Genomic DNA, 12,113 nt, shown 5'->3' with positions numbered 1-12,113 from the left:
ACCTCTCGGGACATCGCTGTGCAATGCCCTGCCGGTCAGTGGATGGCGATTGCGTTCCGAGCGCCACCCAAAGGCTGCATTCATCACACGGATCGTGGCAGCCAATACTGTTCTCACGATTACCAAAAGATCCTGCGATAACAAGGGTTCAGCCTGTTGATGAGCGGCAAGGGAAATTGCTATGATAATGCAGCCGTCGAGACCTTCTTCAAATCCATCAAGGCCGAGCTGATTTGGCGGCGGCCATGGGAAACGCGGCGGCAGGCCGAAATGGCGATCTTCGAATACATAAACGCGTTCTACAATCCACGACGACGCCACTCAGCACTCGGCTGGAAAAGCCCCGTCGCTTTCGAACGAAAGGTGGCTTAAACGAGCACTTGGCGCGGCACGAAAACGCGACAGGTCCACTGCTTCGGGCACCTGCCGCGGGTACCTGCGAATGTCGAAACTCAGAAGGCCGGGCATGGTTTGCCGCTGTCTCTTGTTATGCGGCGCGACAGCGCTCACAATGGATAAACAAGCCAGTCTGAGTCGCGCGTTTGGCACCCACTAAGGTGCGACTGACAGCCAGTTCCCCACAGATGAGATTCGGAGCCTGCATATCATGGGCTATAACCACGACTTCACGGGCCACACCGAAAAGCTTCACTGCACCGCGCCGGTGCAGTGGCGTCAGTTTGATCATGCCCTTATTGCCTATTGGGAAGCCACCGGAGATCAGGGCGCCAAGGGACAGTATGTGTCCGGCAATCCCCGGCTAAGCATCTTTTTCGACGATATGAGCTCGATTTCCACGACTGCCGGGAACGAGACGCGCAAATTGGCCCGGGCAATCTTTGTTCCGGCGGGCATGCAGATCAGGACCAGCTTTTCGAAGCCGCTCACATTTGCGCATGTCGACATCCACATGGATTTCGCCTGGGCTGTTCAGTTTCTGTCAACCGTGCTGCCGAGATCCATGGCCACCCAGATCCTGGAGCAACGCGCTGAGCGAGCGGACATTGCGGATATTGAGCCGCTTGCCCGGCTGCTGGTTGAAGAGATCCGAAACTCGACCCGCCATGACATTTTTTCCGAGAGTCTCACCAACTGCCTGATTTCCGGTGTTCTGGATATCGAGGAGCCAGTCGCAGATACCGAGAATGCACGATTGACGGCGGCTCAGATGCGCAAGGTGACGATGCGCTTCGAAGCGGGCGGAGGGCGGCGTCTGGCTATCGCGCAGATGGCAGGCGCGGTGAACCTGTCAGAGAGCTGGTTCTCGTTGGTTTTCAAGAACACGACTGGAATGACGCCACACCAGTGGCAACTGAACAAGCGTGTCGATCAGGTTCGGGATCTATTGTCCGGATCCGATCTGAGTGTGGCGGACATTGCCGATCGCGTTGGTTTCTCTGACCAGGCGCATCTGACCCGGACCTTTCGGCAGCTTGTGGGGGAAACCCCGGCAACTTGGCGCAGGGGCCAGCAACAACGCTGATTATCGCAGGATAGCCCGCGCGTTGCCGAGCGCGGCGGCGAAACGTCCCATCCGGTCAAGGCAACGGACGGGACGCAACCACAATCACCAGCTATGGCGCAGGGCAGTGGTGATTGTCCTGCCGGTGTTGTAGTAGTCAGCGGTGCCGCGACCAACGACATATTGCTTGTCAAACAGATTGCTGACGTTGACGGCCAACTCCGTGTTCTCAGCGACGGCGTAGGCAAAGGACGCGTCGACAAATGTCTGGGCGGGGCTTTTCCCGTTGGTGTTGAACACATTGTAGTAATAGGGTCCGACATACCGGGCGCCGATTCCGACAGACATATCGCCAAGCGAATCGGTGGACGGCAGATCATAGTTCAGCCAGACCGAGGCGAGATGGTTGGGCACCGTCGCGAACTCGTTCCCATCCACGGTCGCGCCATACACATTGCCACGGACAAAATTGGACTTCTGGTAACTGTAGCCACCCGACAGCGTCAGGCCATTGGCCAGCTCGGCCCTGGCCTCAAGTTCAAGGCCACGCACGCGGGATTCGCCGATCGTCTGGCGCTCGATGGCGCCGCTCGGCAACACGACGGGCACAACCACGTTTTTCTTGGTCAGGTCGTAGACGGAAGCGGAGAACAGCGCGTTGATGTTGTCAGGCTGATACTTGATCCCGACTTCGTATTGCTCGCCGCGTTCGGGCTCGGTGCCGATGGAGGGGGGAGCGACCGACTGTACATAGCTGGCGTAGGTCGAGATCTCGTCTGAGATCTTGTAGGTTAGTGCCCCCCTGAACGAGGTTTCAGAGAAATCGGCTTGTGTGGTCGTCGCCGTCAGGGTGTTGGTGCTCGCGATGTCGAGCCAGTCATGCCGGACGCCGGCGGTTGCGATGATCCGGTCCGAGAAAGACAGGTTCTGTTGCACGAAGACCGACTTGGTCGTGTAGTCATTCGACTGGACGCTGTAGGGGGCAACGCCAGTCGGAGCGCCGGTACTGGACGGATTGCTGACATCAACCTGCGTATGTGCGCCGTAGATCGACGCGCTTGTCGTCGATGCATCGCGGAATTCGATCCCGGCAAGCGTGCTGCTGTCCAGCGAACCCAGGCTGGTGTCATATTGCACGATGACATTGCCGATCAGTTCTTCCGCAGTGCTGTCAGTGCCAAAGTAGAACCGGTCAACCATCGTCCCGACCCGGGCAGGATTGTCGGACAGGTAGACGTAGGCAAAATCATCAGACAGGTCGCTGTAGCGCAGGTTCACGCTCAGTTTTAACCCGTTCTCGAATTCATTCTGCAGACCTGCCGATACGGTCAGCCGTTCAACGTCATGGTAGTTGAAGCTTGGCTCTCCGAAGAACTGGTCGCGGTCATAAAGCCCGTCAAGTGGATAGCCGCCGCTGTTCGGTGTCCCATCGCGCTTGAGGTAGTCCATGGAAAAGGTCAGCTTGGTGTAATCCGTGGGGGCCCAGGCGATAGAGCCAAGGAAAAACTGCTCGTTGTCTTTCGAATCCTCATATTCCAGGTCCGCATCCTGGATCTTGCCTACAAGGCGATAGGCGATTGTGCCCTCTTGGTTCAGGAGATCCCCGAAATCGAAGCCAAGCTCCTTATGGTCGTTGGTGCCGTAGGATCCATACACCTCGCCGAACCGTTCAAACTTCGGGGTCTTGCTCACGAAGTTCACGGTGCCGCCCGGGTCAGATGTCCCGAAAAGGGTGGAGTTGCCGCCTTTCATGACCTCGAGCCGCTCATAGGCATAGGGTTCCTCCCGGACCCCCCGCATAGAACCAAGGGTCAGGCCGTCGCGATAGGTCGAGGCCTGAAAGCCGCGCACGAGGTAGTAATCATTGCGGTCGTCGGTTCCGTAGTAATCCGTGACGACACCGGGCGTGTATTCCAGCACATCCTCGACCTTGTCGGCGTTGCGTTGCGCTATCTCTTTCTGTGTGACGACAGAGACAGAGGCAGGCGTGTCGAGCACGCTGGTTGCAACCTTGCCGCCCGTCCAAAGCTCTTTGGCGACAGTAGAATTGGCATCGTCATCCGCCTCGACGCTTAGATCCACGATGATCGGGGACAACCGATATGCGCCGGTTTCAGGATCTTCCTGCGCGGAGGCGGCCAGAGGAAAGCCGACCAGCGCCGTGCAGCCGAGAAGGATCGAAACCGCCCGCGCAGGACGAAGATGAATAAGGCGATGTGCTGTGGTGGGTGACCCCATGACGTGGTTCCAATATTCTGAAGTGATGTTGGCGCTGGCTTGCCATTCGGTTGATGGCTTGCTGGCAGCCTGGGATCAGCCGCATATCCGCGTGATCCTTCGGCGCTCGGTGCCTGAACCATCCACTCAAAATCTGATCGGACAGTCCCTGCTTTGACGGCAGCTAATGCAGGATCTCGGGGATGTGTATTGTATAAACTTACTTTTTTTGTCGGATTCTCTGGTAACCTTTCATAAACCGTCAGATTTGGCGCTCCTGACTGTGTCGTCGGCTTGACGCGCTGCTGTTGAAATGAAAAGCCGACTAAAATTATCGCCTAAACAGCACCGGAACGGAGGCCATGGTTTCCCTTGTTTGATCCAAAGAAAACAATGATTGCGGTGATTGCCGTCTGTCTGGGGGGCGTTGTCGCGGCTCCCTCCGTCGCCGAAGAGTTCCCGGTTACCGTTGAACATGCTTTCGGCACGACCACAGTCGACACTCGCCCAAAAAGGGTCGCGACGGTGGCCTGGGCCAATCACGAAGTGCCGCTGGCGCTTGGGATTGTTCCGGTCGGATTTGCCCGTGCGAATTTCGGCGATGACGACGCAGACGGCCTGCTGCCCTGGGTGTCCGAGCGGCTTGGGGAGTTGGGGGCGGATGTCCCGACCCTGTTTGATGAAGGCGATGGGATCGATTTCGAAGCCGTCGCGGCAACCAGCCCCGATATCATCCTTGCGGCCTATTCCGGACTCTCCCGTTCCGACTACGAGACGCTAAGCAAGATTGCGCCGGTGATACCCTACCGCGATGGCCCGTGGGCGACCGGCTGGCGCGAGATGATCCGCCTGAATGCCGCCGGTCTCGGCATGACCGCAGAAGGCGAAGACCTCATCGCAGGCATCGAACAGCAGATTTCCGACGTGACCGCCCGCCAGCCCGAGATCGCGGGGAAAAGCGCGATGTTCGTCACCCATCTCGATATCCGTGACCTCAGCGTGATCCGCTTTTACTCCGCCAATGACCCGCGCGTCCGGTTTCTTGAGGATCTGGGTCTGCATTCCCCGCAGAGCGTGCTCGAGGCCACAGCTCCCGGCCGCTATTCCGGCGAGATCAGCGCAGAGAGGATCGACGCCTTTGCCGATGTGGATATCATCGTGACCTATGGCGGTCGTGCCCTCTTTGACGGTGTGCGAAAGAACCTGCTGACCTCGCGCATGAAGACGGTCGAGAATGGCGCCGTCGTGCTGTTGGGCAATGATCCCGTTGGCACCGCCGCCAACCCGACGCCGCTGTCGATACCCTGGGTTCTACAAGAGTATGTTACGCTTCTCGCGGATGCAGCGCGCCGGGCAGAATGACGGCAATCGGATCCCCCGGAGTGACGGTCGCGGCGTTTCGTCGGTCGCGGCGGGGCCGGGTCGTCTGGCTTCTGGTCGTGCTTCTGCTGCTTGGCTGCGCCTGCGTTGTGTCGGTCAGCATCGGCACCCGCGATGTTGGCTGGGCGGACATCCTTGCGGCGGTCCGGGGCAAGACCGATACGATGGCTCAGGCGGTGGTCGCGGTGCGGATGCCGCGCACCGTTCTTGCCGTCATTGCCGGAGCGGCACTCGGACTCGCCGGGGCCGTGATGCAGGGGATCACCCGCAACCCGTTAGCGGACCCGGGCATCCTTGGCGTGAATGCAGGGGCCGCGATGGCCGTGGTCATCGGCATTGCGTGGTTCGGAATGGAAACGCTCGACGCCTTCCTCTGGACGGCGATCCTGGGGGCGGGGCTCTCTGCGTGCTTTGTCTATGCCATCGGATCGCTTGGACGGGGCGGGGCCACACCCCTGAAACTGGCTCTGGCGGGGGCGGCCACCTCCGTCGCCTCGGCCTCGCTCACGCTGGCCATCATACTGCCGCGTAACGATATCGCGGGCGGGGTACGGTCCTGGCAAATCGGCGGCGTCGGCGGCGCGAGCTTTGATGCGATCCTGCCCTGCCTGCCCTTTCTTGTGGTCGGGCTGATCTTTTGCCTGCTGTCCGCCCGCAGCCTGAACCTGCTGGCCCTGGGGGACGACGCCGCTGCCGGGCTTGGCGCGCGGGTTGCCTGGGCGCGGGGGGCTGCGGCCATCGGGGCCGTGCTTTTGTGCGGGGCGACCACGGCGATCTGCGGGCCGATCGGGTTTGTCGGGCTGGTCGTGCCGCACATATGCCGCCTGTTGGTCGGCGTCGACTATCGCTGGATTCTGCCATTTTCCGCACTGACCGGTGGCATCTTGCTGATCCTTGCCGATGTGCTGGGACGGATTGTCGCCCGCCCGTCCGAAATGGATGTCGGCATCGTGACAGCCTTTGTCGGGGCGCCAGTTTTCATCTGGATCGTGCGCCAACGTCGGGTTCGGGACTTGTGAGCGTGACCGGACAGACCCCGAATACCGGAACGATTGCCGCACTGCGCATGACGCGTCTAAGGACACGGCTGCAGCTTGTCTTGATCATGATTGGCCTGCTGGCCGCCGGGATCGGCCTGACCCTGATGACGGGCCCGTCGATGACCACGCCGATTGACCTGCTGCGCATTCTGGTCGGGCACGATGTTCCGGGTGCCAGCTTTGCCGTGCTTGAGCTGCGGCTGCCCCGCGCGACCATGTCGATCCTCACCGGGATGAGCTTTGGCCTGGGCGGGGTGATCTTTCAGACGTTGCTTCGAAACCCGCTCGCCAGCCCCGATATCATCGGCATCAGTGCCGGGGCCAGCGCCGCTGCGGTGTTCGCCATCGTCGTGCTGGGCTGGAGCGGCGCGGCGGTTTCGATCACAGCCGTCGCCGCCGGATTGACTGTCGCGCTGCTGATCTACCTGCTGGCCTGGCGCGACGGGGTGTCTGGTGCCAGGCTGATCCTTGTCGGGATCGGACTTTCGGCGATGCTCGACAGCATGATCGCATATGTTCTGTTGCGTGCTCCGGCGTGGAAAATGCAGGATGCCCTGCGCTGGCTGACAGGCAGCGTCAATGGAGCGACGCTTGAAGAAGCACTGCCTGTGCTGTTGTCGCTTGCGGCCTTTGGCGGGCTCCTGCTGGCCCGGCGCGACAAACTCGAAGCCATGCGGCTTGGCGATGACACGGCCGCCGCGCTGGGGGTGCCGCTGGCGTCCGCGAAGGTGCTCGCGGTGATGTCAGCGGTCGGCCTGATCGCGGTGGCGACGGCGGTTTCGGGCCCGGTCGCCTTTGTTGCCTTCCTGTCCGGCCCCATTGCCAAGTACATTGCAGGCCCCGGCCGATCACCGCTGATCCGGGCGGCGCTTGTCGGCGCGCTGCTCATGCTCTCTGGCGATTTCGCAGGGCAGCATCTCTTGATCGGTCGCTACCCCGTGGGCGTCGTGACCGGTGCCCTTGGCGCGCCCTACCTCATTTTTCTGATCATCTGGTCGAACCGCACCGAGAGGAAGCTATGACCACATTGACTGCCACAGCGCTCCAGGCCGGATACGGGCCCAGCACGATACTAACCGACCTTGACCTGGCGGTGCCGCCCGGTGCGATCACCGCGATCGTGGGGGCCAATGCCTGCGGCAAGTCGACCCTGCTGCGGTGCATGGCCCGTTTGCTGCGGCCATCCGGTGGGCAGGTCGTTCTGGATGGCCGTTCGCTGCGCAAGATTCCCACCCGTGAACTGGCGCGCAGCCTTGGCCTGTTGCCGCAATCGCCAATCGCCCCCGACGGGATCACGGTGGCGGATCTTGTCAGTCACGGACGCCATCCGCATCAGGGGATGCTGACGCGCTGGTCTCATGCCGACGATATGGCCGTCGCCGCCGCACTCGAAGCAACGCAGACTACAGAACTTGCCGAGCGGGACGTGGATGAGTTGTCCGGCGGCCAGCGGCAGCGCGTCTGGATCGCTATGGCTCTGGCGCAGGAAACGGACGTTCTGCTGCTTGACGAACCGACGACCTTTCTGGACATCGCGCATCAGGTCGAAGTGCTCGACCTGTTGGTCGACCTCAACCGCAAACGCGGGACCACCATCGTCATGGTGCTGCATGACCTGAACCTTGCCGCACGCTATGCGGATCATCTTGTCGCGATCCTGCGCGGAAAGGTGCATGCGGCCGGTACGGCCCACAGCGTTCTGACCGAGAAGATGGTCGAACAGGTCTTCGGCGTGCGTTGCCGCGTGATCACCGACCCAACCTCCGGCCAACCGATGATGCTGCCCCTCGGGCGCCATTGCACCACAGCGCAATCCTCGGACGGGGGGACACTGTCATGACCCATAATACAAGTGCGACCGCGACCTTTGCAGGGGCCTTGCCCGACGACCTGATCCCCCACATCGCCGCCCATGCCCGAGAGGCAGAGCTTGAGGTGCAAGAGACGGCTGCATCGCTGATCGTCACCGTTCCCCTGGCGCGGGTTGCCCTGGACCGGACGCCGTCGGCACTGCGGGTTCGCATCGCCGCTGTGGATGCGGTCGCCCTGCACAACATCCGCGAGTATCTGCTTCATATCCTCGATCATGTGGCGCCCGGTCTTGTCGCGGCCGAAGACTGGCAAGGCGACATAGCCCGCAACCGGACGCCGCTGAATTTCTGCACCGCGACGGTGCGCGGGGTCAGGCGGGTCGCTCCAAACTTTCTGCGGGTCGAACTGGACTGTGCTGACACGAAACGTTTGGCCGAAGGAAGGGGAATGCACTTCTCGATCTTTCTGCCGCCTGCGGGCCGCACGCCGGTCTGGCCAACGCTTGACGGTGCCGGTCGGACGGTCATGCCGCAGGGAGAGGACCAACTGCATCGTGCCGTCTATACCTTCGTGGATCTGGACCCGGCCCGGGGCCTTTTCACCTTCGATGTATTCGAACATGAGGGCGGGCGCGCCACGACCTGGGCCCGAACGGCACAGAGAGGACAGATTGTGGGCATCAGCGGCCCCGGCAGCGGTGATTTCCCGTCAGGGCAGAACATCCTGATCGCCGGGGACGAAACGGCGCTTCCGGCGATCCGTCGTATCCTGGCGCATTCTTCTGCCGACAGGCGCGGCCGCATCCTGCTGGAAGTCGGCACCGTGGATGATATCTGCGATCTTCCGCGGCCCGGAAACATGGAGCTGTCGTGGCTCATCCGCAATCGCGGAGAGACGCTCTGGGATCATCTCGAAACGGCCGAATTGCCGCAGGGGACCGATCGCTTCGTCTGGGTCGCCGCCGACAAGGAGCTTGTCCGCAAAGCCAAGGCCCGTTTTCGCGACAACTTCGATATTGGTCCGAAAGAGGGATATTTCGCATATTATTGGGAAGGCTGACACTTTTCCCGCGAGGCCACCGCTCATGATACCCTTGCCTCCCGCTTTGTCCCCCGACAAGGAATGGGGTTGCTGATACGTCAAACTTCGGGTCTTGGGGCAGAGCACCAGCCAGACCGCGGCATCAATTTTCAGGAAACATCAATGCTACGTCAGTTCTTCGATTACTACCGCCCGTGGCAGGGCCTGTTTTGGCTGGATTTCGGCTGTGCGGTTTTGTCGGGCTTGCTGGAACTGGCTTTTCCTCTGGCTGTACAGGCATTTATCGACCGGCTGTTGCCGTCGGGCGAACTTGGCCTGACCGTGATCGCATCTGTCGGACTCCTCCTGATTTACCTGATCAACGCGGGGCTCATGGCCGTCGTGATCTACTGGGGTCACATGCTGGGCATCAATATCGAAACGGAGATGCGCCGCCGCGCCTTCGATCACCTGCAACGTCTTTCGTTCAGCTACTTTGACCGCGTCCGCACCGGCAAACTGGTCGCCCGCGTGACCCGCGACCTCGAAGAAATCGGAGAGGTTGCACACCACGGTCCCGAGGATGTTTTCATCGCCGTCATGACCTTCATCGGTGCCTTCCTCCTGATGCTGACCATCAACCTCGAACTGGCACTGCTCACGGCAGCGATCGTGCCTGCCTGTGTCGCCATTGTCATCGTATACGGTGGCCGGATGACCCAGACATGGCGCGAGATCTATTCGCGCGTCGCATCCTTCAACGTCCGGTTGGAAGAAAACGTCGGCGGAATGCGCGTGGTGCAGGCTTTCGCCAACGAAGACCACGAGAAGGCCCTGTTCGCAAAGGACAACGCCGCCTACCGCGATACCAAGCTGGCAGCCTACAAGGTGATGGCGGCATCGTCATCGCTGAACTACATGGGCATGCGGCTGATCCAGGTTGTTGTGATGGTCGCCGGGGCGGTATTCGTTCTGGACGGATCGCTGACAACCGGCGGCTTCGTCGGGTTCCTGCTGCTGGTCGGCGTCTTCTTTCGACCGCTCGACAAGATTGCCGCCGTGATTGAGGTCTATCCCCGCGGCATCGCAGGCTTCCGCCGCTACCTTGATCTGATGGAGACGAAACCGGATGTGGCAGATACGCCCGGCGCAACCCCGGCACCCGCGCTGCGCGGCGAGGTGTCGTTTCACGGTGTGAGTTTCGACTATGGCGAAAGCCAGCCTGTGCTCCACGACATCTCTCTGACGGTGCGCGCCGGAGAGACTGTGGCCTTCGTCGGACCTTCCGGTGCCGGAAAAACGACGCTGCTGTCGCTGGTCCCGCGCTTTTATGATCCGTCCGCAGGTCACATCACGGTTGACGGGAGGGACACCCGTGGCCTGACCCTGAAATCTTTGCGACGCCAGATCGGCATTGTCAGCCAGGATGTCTTCCTGTTCGGCGGCACGCTGCGCGAAAACATCGCCTATGGTCGTCTCGATGCGACTAACGCCGAAATCGTCGAAGCCGCGCAACGCGCGCAGCTGTCAGACATGATTGCCGCATTGCCCGACGGTCTCGGCACCGTGGTCGGCGAACGCGGCGTCATGCTGTCTGGCGGACAGAAGCAGCGTGTCGCAATCGCGCGAGCCTTCCTGAAGAACCCCCCGATCCTGATATTGGATGAAGCGACTTCGGCGCTCGATACGGAAACGGAACGGCAAATCCAGTCAGCCCTGAAGCAGTTGTCGCGCGATCGGACCACGCTGATCATCGCGCATCGCCTTGCCTCGATCCGGGACGCTGACCGGATCGCTGTCATTGACGGAGGGCGGATTGTCGAAATCGGCACGGATACCGAGTTGCGTGCCAGTGCCGGCCGTTACGCTCGCCTTAATTCACAATGAATGGAGTCGCTGTAGGCAGGTATACGATGGATGAGTGAGGAAGTTTCCTGCTGTCGATCAGCTTTGGTGATTAACAACGGCACAGTTAGCGAATGTATTCAGTGACGGGGAAAGGCGCAGAAAGTGTGCAAAACGTAACATCAGCTGGCAGAGGTAAAGGTTCGTTAGCGCGGGTATTGATATAAAAGAATTTTTCGCAACTGACCCTGACAACTGCATCGGAAAAGTCTGCCTAGGCTGGATTTTCTACGACTGGTAGCTCTGTTGCATAAAGCGGGTGAGGGATTCATGTTGTGAATCCAGTGTGGTAGATGATGGGCATGAGCAAACCGACACCTCCGACCTACAAGACCACGAACTGGGCTGCTTTCAATGAGGCACAGAAGCGCCGCGGGTCGCTTACGATCTGGTTCGATCCGGAGTTTGTTGATTTCCACCCAGAAGTGACCCGGGTGGCGGCATAATTTCCATTGAGAATTGACCCATGTGACCCTTCCCCCAGCGGCATGCGCAGCGGGGGACATTGGAGTGATACACATGGGACTTTTGAACATCATCCGACGTATGGCACTGCGGGAGAAGTTGCCCCTGCGCGAGATTGCGCGGCGGACGGGAATGTCGCGCAACACCATCAAGAAGTATTTGAACGCAGGCACGATCGAGCCGTAATTCGCGACGCCTGCGGCACTGAATGACTGGCTGGAAGAGCGCTGTGTCGCGTTGTGGACTGAGATCCCGCATGCAGCGCTGCCTGGGAGCGTTGCCGACGTCTGGGCCACAGAGCAGGCAGCGCTGATGCCATTGCCCCCCGCCTTCGATGGCTTTGTCGAACTGAGCAAGAGGGTATCGCCCACTTGCCTGATCAGCTTTGAACGCAATCGCTACAGCGTTCGGGCAAGCTCCAGATATTTCCTCACCGTCTTGCGGTCGAGCCCGGTCTGCCGCGCGATCGCGCTGACGCCCAGGCCCTGCCGCTTCAATTCCAAGATCATCACGATCTCCCTCAATCCAACCACCTGCACGCCCTTCCATTGGCATTACAGGGGTTATTCTGCGCCGCCGTTGGACAGGGGGGCATGCCCCCCTGTCCAACGGCATCGGCGCCCAACTGGGGAATTTTCATCCAGCCGTTTTGGGGAGATTACGTCCAGCACTCACAGGCTGGATGTGCGCGAGGGCGATGCCGTGTTTCTCAGCCCCTTCCAGCAGCGCATGGCTGATGTATTCAGGGCCGTTATCCACGCGGATGGTCCTGGGCTTGCCGCGCCATTCGATGATGTTGTTGAGGCTCCGGA

8 protein-coding genes and 6 pseudogenes are annotated in these 12,113 nt (G+C 60.5%); 11 read left to right on the top strand and 3 right to left on the bottom strand.

The annotated features are described in order from the left end of the window. Positions 1-372: pseudogene (locus CHB75_RS20805) on the top strand (IS3 family transposase); the annotation flags it as partial. Between the two features lie 235 nt (positions 373-607). Continuing rightward, complete coding sequence (locus CHB75_RS20800; RefSeq protein ID WP_089274054.1) at positions 608-1,483, top strand: helix-turn-helix transcriptional regulator; 876 nt, start codon at positions 608-610, stop codon at positions 1,481-1,483. An 84-nt stretch (positions 1,484-1,567) separates the two neighbouring features. Here CHB75_RS20800 and CHB75_RS20795 read toward each other — a convergent pair whose 3' ends face one another. Continuing rightward, on the bottom strand, positions 1,568-3,700 hold the full coding sequence (locus CHB75_RS20795; protein ID WP_089274052.1) for a TonB-dependent siderophore receptor: 2,133 nt from the start codon (positions 3,698-3,700) through the stop codon (positions 1,568-1,570). A 372-nt stretch (positions 3,701-4,072) separates the two neighbouring features. Here CHB75_RS20795 and CHB75_RS20790 point away from each other — a divergent pair, with 372 nt between their 5' ends. From CHB75_RS20790 to CHB75_RS21895, 9 genes and pseudogenes are all read left to right on the top strand, one after another. Continuing rightward, positions 4,073-5,041, top strand: a complete 969-nt coding sequence (locus CHB75_RS20790; RefSeq protein WP_089274050.1) for an iron-siderophore ABC transporter substrate-binding protein — start codon at positions 4,073-4,075, stop codon at positions 5,039-5,041. Continuing rightward, positions 5,038-6,078, top strand: a complete 1,041-nt coding sequence (locus CHB75_RS20785; RefSeq protein ID WP_089274048.1) for a FecCD family ABC transporter permease — start codon at positions 5,038-5,040, stop codon at positions 6,076-6,078. Before CHB75_RS20790 ends, CHB75_RS20785 begins: the two co-directional genes overlap by 4 nt. A gap of 47 nt (positions 6,079-6,125) precedes the next feature. Then, positions 6,126-7,121 (top strand): FecCD family ABC transporter permease, encoded by a 996-nt coding sequence (locus CHB75_RS20780; RefSeq protein WP_089274058.1) that lies wholly within the window; start codon positions 6,126-6,128, stop codon positions 7,119-7,121. Beyond that, on the top strand, positions 7,118-7,939 hold the full coding sequence (locus CHB75_RS20775; protein ID WP_089274045.1) for an ABC transporter ATP-binding protein: 822 nt from the start codon (positions 7,118-7,120) through the stop codon (positions 7,937-7,939). Before CHB75_RS20780 ends, CHB75_RS20775 begins: the two co-directional genes overlap by 4 nt. After that, complete coding sequence (locus tag CHB75_RS20770) at positions 7,936-8,970, top strand: siderophore-interacting protein (protein ID WP_089274043.1); 1,035 nt, start codon at positions 7,936-7,938, stop codon at positions 8,968-8,970. The genes CHB75_RS20775 and CHB75_RS20770 overlap by 4 nt, the downstream gene beginning before the upstream one ends. A gap of 144 nt (positions 8,971-9,114) precedes the next feature. Continuing rightward, positions 9,115-10,818, top strand: coding sequence for an ABC transporter ATP-binding protein (locus CHB75_RS20765; RefSeq protein ID WP_089274056.1), 1,704 nt, complete (start codon positions 9,115-9,117; stop codon positions 10,816-10,818). A gap of 320 nt (positions 10,819-11,138) precedes the next feature. Continuing rightward, positions 11,139-11,240: pseudogene (locus CHB75_RS21525) on the top strand (IS5/IS1182 family transposase); the annotation flags it as partial. Between the two features lie 115 nt (positions 11,241-11,355). Next, positions 11,356-11,484 (top strand): annotated as a pseudogene (locus CHB75_RS21900) (helix-turn-helix domain-containing protein); the annotation flags it as partial. 18 nt (positions 11,485-11,502) lie between these two features. Next, positions 11,503-11,718, top strand: a pseudogene (locus tag CHB75_RS21895) (IS21 family transposase); the annotation flags it as partial. A 2-nt stretch (positions 11,719-11,720) separates the two neighbouring features. Here the strand turns inward: CHB75_RS21895 and CHB75_RS21520 are convergent. Together CHB75_RS21520 and CHB75_RS21510 are read right to left on the bottom strand one after the other, a co-directional pair. Further along, positions 11,721-11,834 (bottom strand): annotated as a pseudogene (locus CHB75_RS21520) (IS21 family transposase); the annotation flags it as partial. Positions 11,835-11,958: 124 nt separating this feature from the next. After that, positions 11,959-12,113, bottom strand: a pseudogene (locus CHB75_RS21510) (integrase catalytic domain-containing protein); the annotation flags it as partial.

Origin of the sequence: Puniceibacterium sediminis (assembly GCF_900188035.1) — a bacterium.
Taxonomy (GTDB): Bacteria; Pseudomonadota; Alphaproteobacteria; order Rhodobacterales; family Rhodobacteraceae; genus Puniceibacterium; species Puniceibacterium sediminis.
Note: the sequence above shows the minus strand (reverse complement) of the source record. Positions and strands in the feature narration are given on the sequence as shown.